The sequence below is a fragment of the Sphingobacterium hotanense genome (genome assembly GCF_008274825.1).
GTDB lineage: Bacteria > Bacteroidota > Bacteroidia > Sphingobacteriales > Sphingobacteriaceae > Sphingobacterium > Sphingobacterium hotanense.
The window spans coordinates 734,129-754,134 of the sequence record NZ_CP030848.1; the positions used below are offsets into that span (position 1 = coordinate 734,129).

Consider the following 20,006-nt stretch of genomic DNA (forward strand, 5'->3'; position numbering starts at 1 on the left):
GAAAACGGTTAGTCAACTTTGACTAACCGTTTTCTTTTACTTAAAAGTATCTTTTAATGAAGGAATGCGTTGTTTATTGATCGCCTTTCCATTCGCCATAAAATTGTTCCAAAAATCCTTCCATGTAATCATGGCGTTTCTCAGCAATCGCTTTTGCGGTCGGTGTATTCATCTTATCTTTCAACAGCAACAATTTCTCGTAGAAGTGATTGATGGTCGGTGCTGTCGTTTTCTTATACGACTCCTTGTCTTGATTTAATTGTGCGGGAATATTCGGATTATAGATTTCTCGGTTCTTAAATCCACCATAGGTAAATGCTCGTGCAATCCCGATCGCTCCAATAGCATCCAATCGGTCTGCATCCTGCACAACCTCTAATTCCTTGGAATGAAATGTCACTTCACCCAGAGACGCTTTGAACGACATATTCAGGATAATGTGCTGCACATGTTCAATGATTTCCTGCTCGACCCCAATGGAATGAAGGAATTCTCCAGCCACCCGCGGACCAATAGTTTCATCGCCATCATGGAATTTGCTATCCGCAATATCATGCAACAAAGCCGTCAACTCGCAGACTAAGGGATCTGCTTTTTCGTGTTGCAGAATATGCTTGGTATTGTTCCATACACGTTGAATATGCCACCAATCGTGACCCGATTCGGCATCTTTCAATGTGTCCTGAACAAAAGAGACTGTCAGGTCGAGAATTTCGTCCTTACTTTTCTTTTGTTCCTTCATAGAGCTCGTATTGTAACAAACGACAGTCTAATTTACCATTGAAGAATTCGAATCTTCTAGACGCACGTAAGCCGATTTTCTTCGCTAAATCCGGGTTCCCCGTAAACACATAACCGCGGTATCCTTTGCAATCCTGCTTCAAAAAGTCGCCCATGCGCTTGTAGGTAAGCTCCAATTTGCTATGCACGCCCAATCGTTCGCCATATTCCGGGTTGAACATGATAACGCCATCACCCACCGGAATTGTAGTTTCAGCAAAATCACAAACTTCAAATTCAATCAAATGCTCTACACCAGCGGTCCGGGCATTTGATTTTGATATTTCAATCGCATCGGCCGAAATATCAGAAGCAATGATATGGGGTAAGTTCTGTTTATCGGTTATTTCTTTGAGGATACGACGTTCCTCAAAGAAAACCTCCTCGTTGTAGCCTATAAAATGCATGAATGAGTAATTCATACGCTGCAATCCGGGTTTACGATTCTGCGCAATCAAGGCTGCTTCAATCGCCAATGTTCCTGAACCACACATCGGGTTTACAAATGGTGATTTCCCATCCCATTGCGTGGCAAGGATGGTAGCCGTTGCTAAAGCTTCCAGCATCGGTGCCTTCCCTGGATGCTTACGGTAGCCATGCTTCGCTAAGGTTTCACCGGAAGTATCTAAAAAGATTTCCGCGCGGTCTTCCATCCAGTGCAGATGGATAACAGCCTTTGATAGGTCTGGCCCCGTATTCGGACGCAATCCTTTTTTATCTTTTATGCGATCCACAATCGCATCTTTTACCTTGACATTGGCAAATAATGGCGTGGTGATCGTTTCATTATGTACATTGGATGTTACGGAAAAGTAGCCATCAAACGGGATGATATCTTCCCAGCTGATCCCCAATAATTGCTTATATAGTTCGTTGGCATCACTCGCCTTGAACGATTTAATTTCATACAATACCTGGCTGGCTGTGCGCAGGTTTAAATTTAACTTGATACACTCATTTACAGAGGCTTTCACCTCGACGCCGGTGTTGAATGCACGCTTAATTTCGAATCCTAAATCTTTCACTTCTTGCTCCAGATAAGGAGATAAGCGACGGTTGCAGGTAATGATAACCTTGCTTTGGGTGTTGAAAACTTCTGCCATATTTCTGCAAAGTTACTTATTCTCTTAGCAAAAATTGTTTAATTTTACGGTTTAATAGTTTAGTTATGGAAATAAGAGGAAAAGTACATGAAGTAGGCGCGACACAACAAGTTACAGAATCTTTCAAAAAGAGAGATATGATTGTTGCATACGCTGAAAACCCACAATTTGTAGAATACATCCGCTTTGAGGCAACTCAAGATCGCGTTAATATATTTGATAACCTTGCAGTAGGTGAAGATGTAGAAGTATCTTTCAACCTTCGTGGTCGTCCTTGGACGAACAAAGAAGGGGTTACAACTTACTTCAACTCTTTAGTAGCTTGGCGTGTTACCAAATTGGCAAACACTGCAGCATCTGCACCGGCACCGGGTTATGCTGATATGCCTCCGGTAGATATTTCTTCGAGCGGCGCTGATGATGACGACTTACCTTTCTAATTAGAAAGAAAAGATAATAGCAAAGGGGACTCCGAACGGGATCCCCTTTTTTGGGTAAAAAAACTCCGGTTTCAGCAGAGAGCAAGCTTAGACCGGAGCGCTTTTGATAATATGCTACTAGAATTTATATCCAATACCAACTCCCACTAAGAATGGATTGATGTCTACTGTTGCCGGAATGGCTAAACCAGCAGCTAAGTTTGAAGCATCTACGTCAACATCTGTTTTCAAGAAGATGTATTTAGCATCCACGTTAAGGAAGAATTTATCTGTAATGTTAATGTCAGTACCGATCTGTGTAGCAAATCCAAATTTGTTTTTGTAGTCTACACCTTTTACTGTGGCACCTTCATCTACATTATAGAATATTGTATAGTTCACACCCACACCAACGTACGGTTTAACCAATTTTCCAGGATAGAAATGGTATTGCGCTGTCAATGTTGGAGGAAGTAACCAAACAGAACCTAAATCAACCTCTGCTGATGACGCACCACCAATTGCAGTTAAGTTTGATCCTGTTGTATTAACATTGTGTTTTGTTGTTCCTAAGATCAATTCTGCCGCAATGTTCTTTGTAAAGAAATACGTAAAATCTAGCTCTGGAATAAATTTAGTGTTGATGTCAACATCACCACCGATTGTTGCGATTTCAGCAGATGGCGTAGGAATAACGGCAACCCCACGTAAGCGTACCTGCCACTTGTTAAAATCTGTTGTTTGGGCTTGTGTAAAGCTCATGCCTACTGCAAATAGGCCGGCAATAGTTAATAATAGTTTTTTCATTGCAATAACGATTTGTTATACCACAAATATATTGTCAGATAAACCCAAAATAAATGATGAATATCAGGATAGTAAGTAAATAATGTAATAGTTAAACAATTTTGAACTAATTAACTTTATACTATTTGTTTTTGGAAGTATTTAGAAGTTAGTAGTTAGTATTTAGACCTATGGCGGCCTGCCTTTTTTTAGACGTTTGGGTTTGGAAAAGGGAATTTTGTTTTGAATACCAGGAAAGGAAGGATGCAAGGATTGACAGGATCGGGCACAGTTTATTTGAAAGGGTATTGTCTTGAACCAGGAAAGGAAGGATTTTAGGATTAGCAGGATCCTGTAATTCTTTTCATCCTTCCTTTCCTGGTTGAAAGACAACACGCCAGAATCGCCAATCCTTAAACCCCACCTTTCTTCCGTTCAAAACAAATTTCCCTTTCTACTTCGAAAGCCAATACTCTAATGTCTTATATCTAATGTCTAAAATCTAACTGCAACTACTCAAAACCATTGCTCTTCCCTTTCAAACCCAATACAAAGCCCAATCAAATCCGCTCGAGAGCGGGTTTGATTGGGCTTTGTATTGGGTTAACTTAAGCTTTGACTTTACTTAGATTTTATCTCTCTTTTATCTTCGTCGTACAAGCCAATTAGTAAGCTGTTTCCATTGTCATCGACTTTTAGGGCACCGTATTTAGCTTTTTCGAAACGTTCGCCTGTTCCTTCTTGGAAGAAGAAGGATTCCGCTCCGATATTTACGCGCCATTGTGTTGGGTTGGTGTAGGCGATCAACACTTCTCCGGGTGCTAATGGGGCCTTTTCGGCTTGGAATCTTTGTAATTCGCCTACCTGATGGTTATCTAATTTAAGGACTGCATACCCTCTACGAGGGATGCTGTCGGGCTGTACATTGCTGTTCAGTTTATAGTTGAGCATCATGTAATCGCCCTGCATCAGCGATCGAGGGTCTACGGGCGCTAATTCCAACAGCACTAATTTCCCTTCTTTGAGGGTATCTTCTTTTTGCGCAATGCTATAGTTGAAGTAAGCCAACAATAATAGTAAGTTGACAACGATGAGTATGATGCTAATTTTCTTCATGACGACTTAATTTAAGGCTCACAAAATATAGAATGATAAAGAATGCTCCGGAGATCATCATAGCGATTGATTTGTTGAGCAAGGAAATCTCCAGATCGGAATAGAACCTGGAAACTGCATAGAGCAGAAGTAAAATGCCTAGTACAAATCCGGTCTTATAATTTGCCAAGAAGCTGACTAAGATCAAAAATATAGCGCCGGAAATGGCAGGAGCAAATAGGGTTGGCAGCAGGCAGCATAAACAAAGCAAATACAATAAGACTATTGTTCGCTTGTTACTGATGGCCAATTTCTCGAAAACATAATGCAGCGCAACAAAACAGAGTACGATAAAGGATAGCGAACTTGACAACGCATAATAGTTTGTAAGGATAAATTTCTGATCTAGCGTTAGGTAAATAAGCCCGATGATTAAGCAAAAAGTTAGTGCCGTGCGGATGGGATTGTATCGAATGGAAAAGAAGTCTCTTTTACTGATGATGCGGGCTTCTTTGATATACAGGTAAGCTAAAACTAAGCCCAGCGCAGGGACATAGAAATAGGACAGGTTATCCCAGTCTGCTTGGTTGAGTGCCGCGAGCAAGGTTCCGCAGGCAATCAGGACCAATATGAAGGTCATGATGTAGTTTCGTACGAAGTTGATACTGACGGTCGCGAGGATACAGATGATTAGCAATGCTGATTCGTCTGACAGGCGGTAATCTTCTAATGCAAGACCTATCAGTGTAAAGCCAAGAATAAGACCCGATACCGCAATGGTATCCAATAGCAGCATTTTAGTCTTTCGGCTAAAGAAGATTGATCCCGTAAGAAAGATCAGACCGAAGATCAGTTGCGTGATTCTGTTCTCCAAAATTCCAAAAGTGAATAGGAATCCGGTGAATGTGGAGCTTGCCATAAGCCCACCGAAAATAGATAGGATCTTGATTGGGAGACTTTGTGTCTCATCACGTTCCTGGAATTCGGTTTCTATTGCTTGCCGATCGAAACTGTGCGCTGCCTCCGACCATCCAAGGTTTTGTGTTAGTTCGTCGAAATTTAATCTACTTTTCATGACGATTCTTTTTTTAACATGTGTATTAAATTGTAGACCACCAAACTGATGCTTGCGATAATAAATAAACTGACGAATAGATAGGAATCTTTCCAGTTGCTGATTTCTAGAATCAAGCCTGTCAGTATGATGATGATGCTGAGTGGTATGGCGGATAAGTAGAAGATACTTCGCTGCTTAATTCCGTAGCCAATTCCTAGTCCATAAAAGGCGATCGTTAGTAGAGGTAAATATGGGAAATCTGCCTTCGAGGCGAAGATGTAGACTAAATTCCCAATCGTTGCAAAGGTAAGTGCCGCTAAAGCGACAATATTGGTGAAATATGTTGGGATACTTACACCTTTCCAAGAATGATTGATCAAATGTGATGCAACTAGCGGAATCAGGTTGAGAACAAACAAGATGGTAAAGTTCAATCCTTCGTCCCAATGCCTTGTCACTTGTGTCGTATACAGGATAAAGGTGGTATTGACCAATCCTAGGAACAGTATCCAGAGGGGTGGAAAATTGCTGATCAACACCCAAATGCCGATAAATAATGTCCATGCAAGGAAAAAGTCGTAGGCATCTGCTCCGGTCTGATAGATTTGCCCGAACACGGAAAACATGACGCCGACCAATAGGGAAGCCCCTGTCAGTAATATTTTGCGTGTGTTAGGTGTGAGTTTTGGCAATAAGGCGATTACGCAGACAACGATAACTAGCATTTGTACGAGGCCAAGTTTGGCGAATTTGTCTAGTTCGTCCCAATTGTAAGCAAAGAAGAAGATAACGCCTGCAGCAAAAAAGCCAATGCCTAACGCTAGTAATGCATATTTTAGAAAATTAGACCAATCGTTTCTTTGGTTGAATACTTCGGTTTTTAATGCCTTTTCAATTTGCGTTTCTGATAGATCGCTATGTTTTGCAAGGATATGTATATCCTCGCGTTTAATGCTCTTCATGAGAGGGGGATTTAATAGGTTAAGTTACCAAAATTATTTAAACAACCCGCAGCCTCGACAAGCAAGGACTGCGGGGAAACCGCTAAGTTATAAGGTCTTTTCGTTTGCCAACTTAGCGTCTCTTGTGTTTTTCTGAACGGCAATGGCAGCAAAAACACTGAGCACAAAGGATATTCCGTAGAATCCTTTTTCACTTAAGGTCAAGTCAGCATTCCACAGACCAACGACCAATAATACGATCGAGGCAATGGTCGCAAACCAGCTTAAGCTATAGTAAATCTCAGTTACAGCCAACCCTTCAGCTTTATCTCGTACGCTTTTCTGTACCGAGATAACGGCAAATAATCCAAATAGTAAAATGGTAAAATAATAGCCTTTTTCATTGAGTGCCATATCGGCATTCCATAATCCTATACAAAATGCGACAGCACCTGTAATTAATGCTAACCAAGAGGCGCCTACGAAGGCAGCTGTCGGTTTGTACGGATTCTTTGTTCCTTCCGACCCCTTTGGAGTCAAGTTGTTTTCTTCTGATTGGATATTTAGCGGTTCCATATTTTTAATTTTTGTTGATTAATACGACGTAAAGGTCGGGGGAATCGGGCTGCTTGCAAACTTAGTTTCATTAAAATACTGACGATATAAAAGAGATATTTTTGATATATTTAGAAAGAAATTATAGTGTATGGATGATTTATCGCAGCTGATCGACTTGCTTAATAATCAGGATAAAGCAGATTTTAAGAGTTTTCTAAACAGAAAAAATAAGCGCAAGGATGCCAAGAATATTCGTTTGTTCAATTTTTTAGAAACTGACGATAAAAAATCAATAAATAAATTATATTCAAAGCAAAAAAATAAAGATGCATATCATGCGCTTCGCAAAAGATTGCAGGATAATGTGCTCCAATTCCTTTCGCAACGCGCATTTGAAAGCAAAGACAGCGCGGTCTACGAAATACTGAGGAACCTCGTTGTTGCTCGATTCTTATTGGAGAATAGTGCTGCGAAGATTGGTTTGAAATGTTTGGATCGTGCGGAGCGTTTGGCCGTTCAAGAAGAGCAGTTTGGTTTGGTCAATGAAGTCTTTTTGTTGCGTATGCAGTATGCGCATTTGGATAGGGATTTAGCCTTAGACCGTTTATTAGATCGTTTTACTTTGAACCAAACGCATATGCAACGGGAAGCGAAGATGCATATGGCCTATGCCTACCTGCGTCGGGAATTGCAGGAGATACATCTGAAAGGGAAAATCGTTAACCTGACGGAGTTGATCGAAGCGACACTGAAGAAATATCAGATCGCGGTGCTGGATCTGATGAATTATAAGTCGCTCTATCAAATCCTCTATATCGCGAACGAGTATGCGGCCATCAATCAGAATTATGGATTGATCGAAAGATATGTTCGGAAAACGTATCAATACATTCAGGGCTTGGAAAAACCGAAGGAGCGCCATCTCTATTATCATCTCTATATCCTTTATTACCTAGCAAATTTCAATTTGCGCAATAAAAGGTTTGCAGAAAGCATTAGTTATTTAACGCAGATGGACGAATTGATGGATAGCAGTAAATCTTACAGAGAGCAGTTTATGCTGCGGTATCAACTGCTGCTGGGATTGAACTATCATTTTTCGGGGAAGCCTCAAGAAGGTATCCAAGCGATTGAGAAAGGATTATCGTATGCGACTAAGAAATCCAGCCAAGAGGATATCGACGATCTGTATCTGAGTCTGACCATGTTCTATGCGCAGCATCGGGACTCGCGCAGCTTAAGCTATCTAGCGAAATTGGGACATACCGATCATTGGTATGAGAAGAAGATGGGGATGCTGTGGACGATTCGAAAGAATTTGATGGAGATTTTGGTGCATTTGCAATTCGAGAATACGGAGCTGGCGGTTTCGCGGCTGCATAGTTTCAAACGCCGCTACAAGAAGTATTTGTTGAGCATTCAGGAGGAGCGTGTCATGGTTTTCCTAAGCATGGTTGAGCGCTCCATTCAAAAACCTGACATCGTCAGCGAGCAAACTTATCAGGATACCGTTCTTTCTATGGTTGATATCGACGCGAATAAAGATATCTTTAACCTAAGCTTTATTGCGTGGCTAATGGCGAAATGGGAGAAAAAGACAGCTTATGAACTGACGCTGTCGCTGATTGAAACCGTATAGAAATTGAGGAATTGGGCCTAGGAATTTTCACCGATAAAAATGACGTAATGACAGGTGTTTTTATGCCAATTACCTAGTTTTTAGGATGAAAGTATGCATTGGAATAAGAATTGGTGTATTTTTATAAAAATAATTAAATTGCAAAATGGGTTGGGCAACAAAGAAAAGTAGACCGTGGGAGGTCAGACAGTTAATGTGGACGATTTTGTCTGTATTAATGATTATCCCATTGCCTATACATATACATCCCTTCGTCATGTTGGGACAAGCTAAGAAAACGAAGGTTCGTTCTTGGTATGTTGCGGGGGTGGCATTATTGGCCGTAGAGATTGCACTGTTGGTATCCTTCATTTACTTCTTCGGAACATTGAGCTCCGCGATGCTGCTAACGATGGGTGGTTCTGTGGTGTCTTATATCGTTGGTAATGGCATGCTGCTGAATCAGGCGAAGCCTTATTTACAGCGCTTGGAGCTGGGCGAGGTTCGTCCGTTGACATGGATATCGACGCCTTCTGCACAGAAATATTTGGAACTTAAATCGGCGTCTATTGATACGCCTCAATTTTTTGTGGAACGACTGTTACATTGGCGCAAGCAAATAGACAATAGAAGTATTCAAACGGATATCGATAAGATTATCCGGTTATTTCAATTGTTGGAGAAGAAAGATGTTCGTGAAGCAGAGAAGTTTCTTGTGCGCCATTCGACGGTAGTGAATGTGCTGATGCAATATGATGAGTTGGAGAATACGCATCTGAGCAATAGCATCACGATGGAATCGAAGCGTAAGCTGGAAAGTGTGATACGCCAGGCTTCGGTGGCCATTGAGCAAGAAGTAACGAATCATTTTAAGATGGGGATGCTGGATGTATCGGCGGAGACCGATGTTTATCTGCAAACCTTAAAAAGTAGAAACCTTTTAAAAGATTAAGATATTATGGCAAACTTAGATTTGACAAATTTGGATGATGACCAGAACAAGAATAAGCCTGGCGAAATCGCTGTAAACTTTACAGAGGAAGAGAAGGGCTTAATTCAACAATATAAGGATAAGATTAACTTAAAATCAACCACTGATATTATCCAATTTGGTGTCGGTAGCCAGTCCAATGTAAGTAATTTCTCGAACGAGATTTTGAAGCAGGTGCGGACCAAGGATCTTGGTGGTGCGGAAGATATTCTGTTGAATCTTCGTGGGGAGATTAAGAATTTCGATGAGAAATTGAATAAGAAACCGTTGATTCCTTTCTTCGATAATATCAAGAAAAAGATCGGTCGTCTTCGTACGGAATATGCTTCTGTGGAGAAGAACATTCATAGCATTGAATTGAAGCTGGAGGGGCACTATAAGAACTTAGCGAAGGATGTCAACATCTTCGATAAGCTTTTTGTTCAGAATCAGCAATACTTTAAAGACCTTTCGCTGCATATTCAAGCAGGGGAGGAGAAGTTGCATGAGGTGCTAACCGTGACTTTACCGGCGATGAAAGCGGAGGCTGAATCGACAGGAGATCAGCATAAGATACAGGAGTATAAAGACATGGAGCAACATGTTGTTCGTTTCGAACGTAAGGTGCATGACCTGAAGCTTACCCGAATGGTGGTCTTGCAGACGGCTCCGCAGATTCGTATGATCCAAAGCAATAGCAGCTCGCTGATGGAAAAAATCCAGTCAAGTATTGTGAATACCTTGCCTTTGTGGAAGAACCAAATGGTATTGACTTTAGGTATTGCGCATGCGCAGAGCGCGTTGGAAGCACAACGTGCGGTTACTGACGCGACGAATGAACTCTTGAAGCGCAATTCGGAGATGTTGAAAGATGCGACTATCAATGTAGCGAAGGAAACGGAGCGTGGTATTATCGACGTGGAAACCATTAAGAAAGCGAATACGGATATTATCACGACGATTGAAGAGGTGTTGCGTATTCAGAAAGAGGGTAGAGAGAAACGTAAGGTTGCCGAAGCAGATCTATTGCAGGCGGAGACTGAATTGAAGAACCATATTTTGAAATCGTCGGATGAGACGAGACTGATAAACTAGATAAAAAGAAAGAGCCGCGTTTAGCGGCTCTTTCTTTTTATAGTTCCCAACGTTTTTTAGGTACGCAGGTAATGTCTTTGATCTTCTTGAGAACGACAGGTCTTGCATCAAATTTGTTTTCCAATACGACGCTATCCTTGCTTTTGTAAGCCACTTTATAGCGTGGCAAGTATTCCCCTTGCTTATAACATCCGGAGATCTTTTGTTTCCAGTTGGGTTTTGTATAGACGCCTTCGACAATCATACTGTCGCCGCGCAATACATAGACAGCCTTTGCATATTCTGTCCATTCTCCATTTTTGTAGCAACTGTCGGGCATTGTTTTTACCTTATTGTGCACTTTCATGGTTGTGTAAATCGAGTCGCAGGTGACACGGAATTCATGTAAGGTATAGTTCAGCATATTTGCTGAGTTGGGGATGCTGTCCTGTACCCATACACCCTGAAACCAATCTGCTCCCTCATCCTGCATATCAGAATGTCGCTGACAGCTGCTGCCAATAAAAAACATACCTAACACTAGGGCAAGGTATGCTTTCATTGAAATATGTAATTTTAAGCGTTTATCCACTCTTTTATTTTAAGCTACCTACCATATCTTCCGGTTTTACCCACTCGTCGAATTGCTCGGCAGTAACATAACCTAATGCGATAGCTGTTTCTTTTAATGTAGAATTGTTTTTGTGTGCTGTTTGTGCAATCTCCGCAGCTTTGTAGTAACCGATCTTCGTGTTCAATGCTGTTACTAACATCAAGGAGTTGTCTACTAATTCTTTGATGCGTGCGTAGTTAGGCTCGATACCTACCGCACAGTGCTCTTCGAAAGATACACATGCATCTCCGATAAGTCTTGCTGATTGTAAGAAGTTTGCAGCCATCAATGGTTTGAATACGTTAAGCTCGTAGTGACCTTGCGTACCTCCGATTGTGATTGCTACATCATTACCCATTACCTGTGCTGCAACCATTGTTAAAGCCTCACACTGCGTAGGGTTTACTTTTCCTGGCATAATCGACGATCCTGGTTCGTTCTCCGGAATAAGGATCTCACCAATTCCTGAACGAGGACCTGATGCTAACATACGGATATCGTTAGCAATCTTATTCAATGCTACGGCTAATTGTTTCAAAGCACCGTGTGTTTCAACGATAGCATCGTGTGCTGCTAGTGCTTCGAATTTGTTCTCGGCAGTAACGAATGGATGACCTGTGAACTCAGCGATATATTTGGCAACAACAACGTCGTATCCGTTAGGTGTATTTAAACCCGTACCAACGGCTGTACCACCTAATGCTACTTCTGCAAGGTGTGATAACGTATTTCTTAACGCTTTAAGACCGTGATTTAACTGCGCTACATAGCCTGAAAGCTCTTGACCTAGTGTAAGTGGTGTAGCATCCATTAAATGCGTACGTCCAATCTTTACTACGTTCATGAACTCTTCGGATTTTCTTTTCAATGTATCGCGAAGCTTCTCAACGCCAGGGATAGTCACTTCTACTACTGCTTTGTAAGCCGCAATGTGCATACCCGTAGGGAATGTATCGTTAGAAGACTGTGATTTGTTTACATCATCATTCGCTTTTAATACAGGCTCACCTTCGCCGATCTTTCCACCTGCAAGTACTTGCGCGCGGTTAGCGACTACTTCATTCACATTCATGTTGGACTGTGTTCCTGATCCTGTTTGCCAGATAACTAATGGGAATTGGTCATCTAGTTTACCTGCTAAGATTTCGTCGCATACTGCAGCGATAGCATCACGCTTCTCTACAGGTAGTACGCCTAATTCATGGTTAGCATAGGCAGCTGCTTTCTTTAGGTAAGCAAAGCCTGCTATGATCTCATGTGGCATAGATGCCGCTGGACCAATTTTAAAGTTGTTTCTTGAACGTTCAGTTTGTGCACCCCAGTATTTGTCGGCAGGTACTTGAACCTCGCCCATGGTGTCTTTTTCTATTCTGAATGACATAATTACAAATTTTTGTTAGGCAAATTTAGGACTGTCATAACGTATATCCAAATCTTATTCCTTCGTCGTTAACGAAAGATGTGGACTCTGTTTACTTTAATCGTTGACTTAACCTAACGTAGATGATTGGAATATAGTTTTTACGAATTTTATGATAGGCTAAAGATACTTAAAAAAAGCCTATTTTATTGCTTTTCGCCAATTGTTGAGGCCACGCAGGTGTGTTATGCGGATTTTGCATCTATGTTTGGAGAGGAGAAAGGGGAGTGTTGGGGTACTTATACTTCTTCGACAATGCTCTCGCCTTTGCTTAGGTCGCAGGAAGTCCATTGCCAGGTCTCATGTAAGCGGATTTTACCGTTTGCTAAAACTTCAGGGCGTGATTGGCAGATACCTGTCATGAGTTCGCCAGCATGATTAACCTGATGATAGCGCATGTCGATTGTGCCATACTCAGAAACTATCCCTAAAAGATGCCCATATTTAATAGCTCCGCCACTGTAGTCCGCGAAGACAATATTGCCGATATGCTTGTAATGAAATTCTGTTTCAGGGGAAGTTTCGCCGTTGTTGCTGTTGCTTAAGGTTCGGAATATGCGGTTGTGGTAGTTGATAGATCTTACGTTCATGGCGCTGGTATTTATTTATGATGAAAAGGCTATCAATAACAACATTAATTCAGCCTTTTTTGCATGTGTTCTTCTATGTGATGATAAAGTTGTTTCGGCTTTAATGTGCGCCAAGGGAAGTTGTTGAAATACTGTCCGAAGTTAATGTAATAGTCGATGTGGTTGCTCTCGAATTCTTGAATAACATGTTCGCGGAAATTGATTCCTACGATCCACCCGTCTTCGACATCTTGAAACCATTCTTCATAATAGGAATCATCGGAAGCATGGAAGTTCAAAACGTTCTCTCCAATCAGGATAAACTTATTGATACCCTCGCCGATCATCAGGTCGATGATCTCGCGTTTTAGGATCATGATGTCGTTGTAGATCGCATCGTTCCATTCGCCAATGAGTTCAATGATGCAGAATCCTTTATCGTAATCTGCATACAAAACTTTCAGGTAAAGCGTCAATGATCCAAACTCATCCCATTGTGGATGTAAAAGAAAATTATAGATTTTCTTATCAAACTCAAATTCTGAATGTATAGTGCCATAAAATGGGCTTCGCTCATCTTCTGAGGCTATATAATCGTCTCTCCAGTTGTAATATGGTTCTATTTCGTGCATGAGTATGTAAAAATATTGAAAATTGCTGAAATATTACCGTTACAAGTCTTGTTTGGACTGTTAATTGTTGATAAATTATTTATTATATTATTCTTTTAAACAAATCGTTAAGTGTTAATTTTGCGCACCAGACCATAAATGCAAAAAGGAAGAAAGAGGAATATTTTCGTTGCAGCCACCTATGCGGCTACACTCCTATTAGGATTGATTCTCGGGCAGAATTACGCTGACCAAGAGCGAATCAGTTCTGGTGGTTCCTTGGTGCCTATTGGTATTTCCGATAATGCGTATAAGATACAACAGGTTGTAGATCTTATTTCCACCCGATATGTGGATAGCATCAATATGGATTCCGTCCAAAACGGGGCGATCAACCATATCATTTCCCATCTCGATCCTTACTCTTTATTTCTGATGCCTAATGAGTCGCAGACTCAAACGGAAATCCTTGAAGGTACTTTCGAAGGGATAGGAATGGAGTATTTCAATCTGAACGATACCCTGCTGGTAGTTGGAGTGATTACCAATGGTCCGGCGGATAAGGCTGGTTTCAAAGTAGGGGATCGAATTCTGAAGATTAGTAATAAACCCGTTGCAGGGAATCTGGTGTCGAAGGAAGAAGTAGAGAAGCTAATTCGTGGTAAGCGTGGTACAGAGGTAGAGATGTTCATCCAACGCGATTCCATTGCGCTGCCATTCCCCTTGAAAGCAAAGCGAGACCAGATCAGTGTAAGCTCCTTGGACGTAGCTTACATGATCGAACCTACCGTCGCGTTCGTTCGTATCCGTCGTTTCGGATTGAAGACTGCGGAAGAGTTTCGGAATGCGATCATCGAGCTTAAGAAGCAAGGTGCGAAGAACCTCATCCTCGACTTGAGAGACAATGGCGGAGGATACTTTCATATCGCAATCAAGTTGGCAAGCGAGTTCTTCGCCGATCAACGCTTGGTAGTATATACGGAAGGAGCTCATGAAGCGCGCAGAGATTACCTATCGGAAAGTAAAGGCAATTACGCAAATGGTAAACTGGTGGTGCTAGTGAATGAGCGTACGGCTTCTGCGAGTGAAGTTGTTGCAGGTGCAGTGCAAGATTGGGATCGAGGTATTTTGATCGGACGTCGTACTTATGGAAAAGGGATTGTCCAAGAGCTATTCGATTTCTCTGATGGATCAACGATCAACTTGAGTATTGCTCGATACTATACGCCGCTAGGACGTAGTATCCAACGTAAATACAGTCCGAATTGGTCAAATATGCAAGATTACGCGTCTATGTATAGCGGTCTTTGGTCATTAGACACGACGTATGCACATGGAAAGTCATACCAAACGGGCTTGGGCAAGAAGCTCTTCTCTGGTGGAGGTATTGTGCCTGATCTGTTAGTTCCTGTGGACTCTAACGAGGTGAGCATTATTTATCAGGATCTAGCGCAGTCGAGTCTTGTAGAGCAGTTTGTCTACAGTCGCTTCACGAAGAAACTACCTGCCTATTCTATCGAGAACTTCTTGCAAGGATATACCCTTCCAAATTCAGAGTACAGCAGCTTTATTAATTTCCTTAACCAAAGGGGAGTTCGCCTAAGCGCACGCAAACAGATAGACTTGCACGATCTGATACAAAGTGATATTGAAGCTCTCTTGGGTCGGTACTATTTCGGTAGGGAAGCTTATTTTAAAGTAAAGAATCGTTATGATTTCTTTATCGAGAAGGCTTTACAGCAGCTTAACACACAATCTTAATTTCCTTTGTGCATACTTAAATCTGCCCAAATCGGGTAGTGATCTGAAAGCTTTTCCTTAATGATATGGTAGTTGTTGACAGCGAATTGCTTGTCGGCAAAAATATAATCTATCTGGAGGATAGGTAGCATCTCGAAATGCGTAATACCCCATCCATTGCCTTTCTCCTGAAATGCATTCTTCATATCCTTTCCAATCAGATTAACGCTGTATGACATGGGGGTATCATTAAAATCACCCATGATAATCTTCGGCAGGTGGCTTTCGGCCATATGTTCGGATAGAGACTCCGCCTGATTACTGCGCTGTTCGAAAGCCCATTTCAGCTTTCTTCCTACACGGCGAGTTGCCGTTTCTTCTGCTCCTCCGGCTCCGCCAGGATTCTGAATGAATTCCTTATCTTCGTTTTGCAATCCAAATGAGCGGAGGTGCACATTATAGACACGGATCGTATCTTGATTTTTTACGATATCAGCGTAAATGATACGGTTGATACCGTATTCATTCTTTTTAATCAATCCTGAGTTAATGATGGGATATTTAGAAAAAATAGCCTGTCCATAGGCCATATAATCGTTCTGTGTCGATGGAGCAAAGTAATAGGTATCAAAGTCAGCTTTGTTTTTTAGAGTCTCGCTAAAACGCTTATTGCCTTTGATTGTGCTATAGAACTCTTGCACACACAATACATCCGGCTTTGTTTCATTGACGATCTCGATGAATTCCTCTTTAGGCGGCTTCTCGGAACCCTCAATTGGAGAGAACATATGTGCATTGAAGGACATGACACGAAGCGAGGTGTCGGAAGGAGCCAAATCAACCTGTTCGCTAAAGGTTATATGCTGCGTCATCAGGTTCCAACCTAATAATATCGCACCAAGAGAAAGAAGTGCGAAACGCGGTTTTCGTAGTATCCAGTAAAGAATAAATCCGACATTGATAAGCAGGATAGGCAAATAACCCAATCCTAAGAAGGCAATACCCCAGAAAGACTTTGGATTGATAAAAGAAGCGGAGTAGCTTAGAAGTAGACCGACAACTGCAAGCAAATTGCCAAGCATCACGGTTTTGCTGAAAAAACCCAAGTTCTTTTTGTTAATTAACATTACTCTTGCTCTTCTCTACTTACTTTAAAAAGGATTTCTTTTTCCCGTGAAGATAGACTTTCATAACCGTATTGGGAAATTTTATCCAATATTTCATCGATTACCTCTTGGTTCGGTAAGTCGCCTTTATAGCTTCTGTAAACCGGTGGTTTATTTTCTGTATGTACAACACGTAATTTACTGTCAGGTTTTCGTTCAAAAAGCTTGCTCCAATCATTTCCTTTGCGTAGCTGACTAATGAACAGCATCCCCCATGAGGTGCTGATCAGTAATGATATTGCGCCAGGCTTGTTGATTAAAAATAGGAAGAGAAACTGCAACCCCAAAAAGACGAATGCAATCGTTTGGAACTTCACATTGCCAAACAAGAAAAGTCTGAATTCCATTTTAGGAACCAGTATCAGCAAGCTTCCCATCAATGCTCCGATGCTCATCGCATTGGTATGCAGAAAGGTCTGTGGACTCTTCGCTAAGAGTGGAATCTGCGATAGAGCTAAGAAGGAAAGGCCTCCGATGAAGATAGCACTTAAGAATACCGTCAGGAACTGACGATTATTTAAAAAGCCTAAAAAGACATTCCCTAGCCAATAGATCCACAGGCAATCGAACAGAATATTAAACAATCCGGTGTATAGGAAAGGATAGGTCACTAACGACCAAGGCTGTTGGATAAACTTACTGAATTCACCGGGTAGACTCAGGTAGCTCAACACTTTATCGTAAAGAGGATAGTTGGTGATCCCAACTTCCACAAAAAGATCAAACAGATGAATAATAACGAATAGAAAAATCTGCGCAGATAAAATATAGGGTATCGGCGAGCGGCTACTGTAAGTAGTTTTAAAAAAATCTTTCAGTGCGTTATCTTTCTTCATCACGATCTACTAATAATAATTGCCTCGGCGTACTCCCCACATTTTTAATAGGATAAAACCAAATAGCGCTCCCCCGACGTGTGCTAAGTGCGCAATCGAGGAGCCTCCTCTAGAGAATCCTAAGTATACTTCTATAACTATTAAAATTGGAATAAAGTATTTTGCTTTTATAGGAACAGGAATGAAAAGTAACATCAATTCCATGTTTGGAAACAAAACTGCAAAAGCCAATAATAAGCCATAAATAGCTCCCGAAGCTCCTACCAAAGGCGTGCCATAAATCGATGCTAGCGTGTTGAAGTTCTCCTGTGAAATCTGCTTTGTGCTGTAGATTCGATCATTTAGCATGTCAAAATTGACGTAATCCGATGCCTGCACGGTTCCTGTAATCTGATACACCTCAATGGCCTGAACCCCATACTGCAAAACCAAAGCCCCCAATCCACAGATCAGATAGTAGTTTAGGAATTTCTTAGAGCCTAAAACGCGCTCGACGATAGGACCGAACATCACCAAGGAAAACATATTGAAGAAAATATGTGCAAAGCCCAGATTGTCGTGCATGAACATATAGGTAATCGGCTGCCAGATATGGAAAAATGGTGAGTCTGGATAAAATACACCGAATAATCTTGGTGCCTGAGTAAATATTAACGAACCTATAAAACAGACCACATTGATGATCAGTAAGTTCTTAACAACCGGAGGTAAATTTCCTAATAGATTATTCATATTTCAATTAAATATCGGTCTAAATGTTTCTAGCAAATCGCTCTGCTAATTCTTGTAATGTATATGTGATGATAACGGGTTTCCCATGAATCGAAATATTCGGTAATTCGCAGGCGAATAGGCGGTCGATTAAGTCCTCCATCCCTTGGTTATCTAATTTTGTACCGGCCTTTATAGCGGCATTCTTTGCCAAACTCTTCGCCAGTTTCTCGCGCTTATTCAACCGCAGGTCGCTCTGGTTCTTGAAATCCTCCAGCAACTGTTCGATAATCTGCCCCTCATTTACATTCTCTAGATCTGCAGGAATCCCATCCACGACAAAAGTCGTTTTCCCGAACGGGCGCAACTGAAAACCCAAAGAATGAATCTCAGGCAACATGTCCTGAATCAATGCAAAATCTGCCGCATTCAGCTCTACCGTCTGTGGAAACAAACTTTGCTGACTCGAACCCTGATTGTTGATCAAATGCTGTTGAAATTGCTCAAACAGAATGCGCTCATGCGCCGCCTGCTGATCAATCAACATAAATCCAGAATGAATCTGCGATACAATATAACGATTATGTAACTGGAAAAACTGCTTTTTCGGCTGATCTGATGCCTGAATAAAACCACTGTCGGTCGCTTGCTCTTCCGGAATAAGCGGCAACTGTGTAGATTCCTCTTGCTCTGTAATCTGATAAAGCGAATCCCAGTTCTGAGGAATGCTCGTCTTACGCTCTAAGGCCTCCGGATAGCTGTATGAACGGCTTACCGCCGATCGTGCGCTCGGATTACCATCATCGAACGGATTGAAATTCGGATTGAAATTAATAGTCGGCGCCTGTATCTCATCCAATGGCTTAGGCGTGATCAAGGTGTCAAATCCTGTTTCCTGTTCAAAGTCTAAAGATGGGGTTATATTATACCGACCTAATGAACGCTTTACCGCAGAACGAAGAATAGCGTAAATAGCCTTCTCATCTTCATATTTTATCTCCGTTTTCGTAGGATGTACATTGATATCGATCTTCGAAGGGTCGATGTCGATGAACAAGACATACAATGGAAACATATCTGCCGGAAGAATCTCCTCGTAGGCATTCAGAACTGCATGATTCAAATAAGGATCCTTAATAAAACGATTGTTCACAAAGAAAAACTGCTCTCCGCGCGTCTTCTTCGCAAACTCAGGCTTCCCAATATACCCCTTAATGTTCAATATGGTCGTCGTCTCCTCTACAGGCACCAGACGCTGGTTATAGCTATTGCCAAACAAATGGACTATCCGCTGCTTCAGGGATTCCTTCGGAAGGTGGAACATCTCGTTACCATCGCTATGCAACGAGAAGAAAATCTCGGGATGAGCCAAGGCAATACGCTGAAACTCGTCGAGAATATGTCTCAACTCTACGGAATTGCTCTTCAGAAAGTTGCGTCTCGCAGGAATGTTGTAGAATAGGTTTTTCACCGAGATACTACTGCCTGCTGGAGTCTGATCCGGATATTGCTGAACAACTTCCGAACCTTCGATCTCAACAACAGTTCCTAACTCATCCTCATGTCGGCGCGTACGAAGTTCCACGTGCGCAATCGCCGCAATAGAAGCCATCGCCTCACCACGGAAGCCCATCGTACGGATAGCAAATAAATCCTCCGCCTTACGGATTTTCGACGTCGCATGCCGCTCAAAACATACACGAGCATCCGTAACGCTCATACCACAGCCATTGTCAATAACCTGAATCAATGACTTCCCCGCATCCTTTACAATAAGTTTTATTTGATCTGCCCCCGCATCGATAGCATTCTCCATCATCTCCTTCACTGCTGATGCTGGTCGTTGAACAACCTCACCCGCCGCGATCTGATTGGCTACTGAATCGGGAAGCAATTGAATAATATCCGACATAGTCTACAAAGTTAACAAAAATGATGC

General features: G+C 41.7%; 20 protein-coding genes. 5 read left to right on the forward strand and 15 right to left on the reverse strand.

The features are described 5' to 3' along the window. Nucleotides 1–73: 73 nt before the first annotated feature. Together DSM08_RS02975 and DSM08_RS02980 are read right to left on the reverse strand one after the other, a co-directional pair. Nucleotides 74–742 carry an HD domain-containing protein gene (locus DSM08_RS02975; protein WP_149524749.1) on the reverse strand — a complete coding sequence of 223 codons (669 nt, stop codon included), beginning with the start codon at nt 740–742 and terminating at the stop codon, nt 74–76. After that, the gene (locus DSM08_RS02980; protein ID WP_149524750.1) at nt 720–1,883 is read right to left on the reverse strand and encodes a THUMP domain-containing class I SAM-dependent RNA methyltransferase; all 1,164 of its coding nucleotides are present in this window, start codon (nt 1,881–1,883) and stop codon (nt 720–722) included. Before DSM08_RS02980 ends, DSM08_RS02975 begins: the two co-directional genes overlap by 23 nt. A gap of 65 nt (nt 1,884–1,948) precedes the next feature. Here DSM08_RS02980 and DSM08_RS02985 point away from each other — a divergent pair, with 65 nt between their 5' ends. Beyond that, the gene (locus tag DSM08_RS02985; protein ID WP_149524751.1) at nt 1,949–2,323 is read left to right on the forward strand and encodes a DUF3127 domain-containing protein; all 375 of its coding nucleotides are present in this window, start codon (nt 1,949–1,951) and stop codon (nt 2,321–2,323) included. A 117-nt stretch (nt 2,324–2,440) separates the two neighbouring features. Here the strand turns inward: DSM08_RS02985 and DSM08_RS02990 are convergent, their stop codons facing one another. The 5 genes from DSM08_RS02990 to yiaA form a co-directional block, all read right to left on the reverse strand. Further along, entirely contained in the window at nt 2,441–3,109 is a 669-nt protein-coding gene (locus DSM08_RS02990) for an OmpW/AlkL family protein (RefSeq protein ID WP_149524752.1), read from the reverse strand. 600 nt (nt 3,110–3,709) lie between these two features. Further along, a complete protein-coding gene (locus DSM08_RS02995; protein WP_149524753.1) occupies nt 3,710–4,204 on the reverse strand; it encodes a GDYXXLXY domain-containing protein in 495 nt (164 codons plus the stop codon). Then, nucleotides 4,191–5,258: a DUF4401 domain-containing protein gene (locus DSM08_RS03000; RefSeq protein ID WP_149524754.1), complete on the reverse strand. Its 1,068-nt coding sequence runs from the start codon at nt 5,256–5,258 to the stop codon at nt 4,191–4,193. The genes DSM08_RS02995 and DSM08_RS03000 overlap by 14 nt, the downstream gene beginning before the upstream one ends. Beyond that, nucleotides 5,255–6,202 carry a DUF2157 domain-containing protein gene (locus DSM08_RS03005; protein ID WP_149524755.1) on the reverse strand — a complete coding sequence of 316 codons (948 nt, stop codon included), beginning with the start codon at nt 6,200–6,202 and terminating at the stop codon, nt 5,255–5,257. The genes DSM08_RS03000 and DSM08_RS03005 overlap by 4 nt, the downstream gene beginning before the upstream one ends. An 87-nt stretch (nt 6,203–6,289) precedes the next feature. Continuing rightward, complete coding sequence (yiaA, locus tag DSM08_RS03010; protein ID WP_149524756.1) at nt 6,290–6,757, reverse strand: inner membrane protein YiaA; 468 nt, start codon at nt 6,755–6,757, stop codon at nt 6,290–6,292. A gap of 130 nt (nt 6,758–6,887) precedes the next feature. On the opposite strand from yiaA, the gene DSM08_RS03015 reads away from it, so the two are divergent. The 3 genes from DSM08_RS03015 to DSM08_RS03025 all read left to right on the forward strand — a co-directional run bounded on the left by DSM08_RS03015 (nt 6,888) and on the right by DSM08_RS03025 (nt 10,422). Then, nucleotides 6,888–8,378 carry a hypothetical protein gene (locus DSM08_RS03015; protein ID WP_149524757.1) on the forward strand — a complete coding sequence of 497 codons (1,491 nt, stop codon included), beginning with the start codon at nt 6,888–6,890 and terminating at the stop codon, nt 8,376–8,378. A 145-nt stretch (nt 8,379–8,523) separates the two neighbouring features. Then, nucleotides 8,524–9,309, forward strand: coding sequence for a hypothetical protein (locus tag DSM08_RS03020; RefSeq protein ID WP_149524758.1), 786 nt, complete (start codon nt 8,524–8,526; stop codon nt 9,307–9,309). 6 nt (nt 9,310–9,315) lie between these two features. After that, complete coding sequence (locus DSM08_RS03025; RefSeq protein ID WP_149524759.1) at nt 9,316–10,422, forward strand: toxic anion resistance protein; 1,107 nt, start codon at nt 9,316–9,318, stop codon at nt 10,420–10,422. 37 nt (nt 10,423–10,459) lie between these two features. Here DSM08_RS03025 and DSM08_RS03030 read toward each other — a convergent pair whose 3' ends face one another. The 4 genes from DSM08_RS03030 to DSM08_RS03045 form a co-directional block, all read right to left on the reverse strand. Then, nucleotides 10,460–10,963, reverse strand: a complete 504-nt coding sequence (locus tag DSM08_RS03030) for a fumarate hydratase (RefSeq protein ID WP_149524760.1) — start codon at nt 10,961–10,963, stop codon at nt 10,460–10,462. A gap of 34 nt (nt 10,964–10,997) precedes the next feature. Then, nucleotides 10,998–12,395, reverse strand: coding sequence for a class II fumarate hydratase (fumC, locus tag DSM08_RS03035; protein ID WP_149524761.1), 1,398 nt, complete (start codon nt 12,393–12,395; stop codon nt 10,998–11,000). A gap of 278 nt (nt 12,396–12,673) precedes the next feature. Continuing rightward, nucleotides 12,674–13,024, reverse strand: coding sequence for a n-acetylglutamate synthase (locus DSM08_RS03040; RefSeq protein ID WP_149524762.1), 351 nt, complete (start codon nt 13,022–13,024; stop codon nt 12,674–12,676). Nucleotides 13,025–13,068: 44 nt separating this feature from the next. Beyond that, nucleotides 13,069–13,635, reverse strand: coding sequence for a hypothetical protein (locus DSM08_RS03045; RefSeq protein WP_149524763.1), 567 nt, complete (start codon nt 13,633–13,635; stop codon nt 13,069–13,071). A gap of 138 nt (nt 13,636–13,773) precedes the next feature. Between DSM08_RS03045 and DSM08_RS03050 the strand changes: the two genes are divergently transcribed. Then, nucleotides 13,774–15,375 carry a S41 family peptidase gene (locus tag DSM08_RS03050; protein WP_149524764.1) on the forward strand — a complete coding sequence of 534 codons (1,602 nt, stop codon included), beginning with the start codon at nt 13,774–13,776 and terminating at the stop codon, nt 15,373–15,375. On the opposite strand, the gene DSM08_RS03055 is transcribed toward DSM08_RS03050, so the two are convergent. From DSM08_RS03055 to mutL, 4 genes are read right to left on the reverse strand one after another with little or no spacing between them, the layout of a single operon-like run. Continuing rightward, nucleotides 15,372–16,481, reverse strand: coding sequence for an endonuclease/exonuclease/phosphatase family protein (locus tag DSM08_RS03055; RefSeq protein WP_149524765.1), 1,110 nt, complete (start codon nt 16,479–16,481; stop codon nt 15,372–15,374). The genes DSM08_RS03050 and DSM08_RS03055 overlap by 4 nt on opposite strands. Continuing rightward, nucleotides 16,481–17,356, reverse strand: coding sequence for a rhomboid family intramembrane serine protease (locus DSM08_RS03060; protein ID WP_149524766.1), 876 nt, complete (start codon nt 17,354–17,356; stop codon nt 16,481–16,483). Before DSM08_RS03060 ends, DSM08_RS03055 begins: the two co-directional genes overlap by 1 nt. 9 nt (nt 17,357–17,365) lie before the next feature. Beyond that, the gene (locus DSM08_RS03065; protein WP_149524767.1) at nt 17,366–18,088 is read right to left on the reverse strand and encodes a rhomboid family intramembrane serine protease; all 723 of its coding nucleotides are present in this window, start codon (nt 18,086–18,088) and stop codon (nt 17,366–17,368) included. 19 nt (nt 18,089–18,107) lie between these two features. Then, nucleotides 18,108–19,979 (reverse strand): DNA mismatch repair endonuclease MutL, encoded by a 1,872-nt coding sequence (gene mutL / locus DSM08_RS03070; protein WP_149524768.1) that lies wholly within the window; start codon nt 19,977–19,979, stop codon nt 18,108–18,110. Between the last annotated feature and the right edge of the window lie 27 nt (nt 19,980–20,006).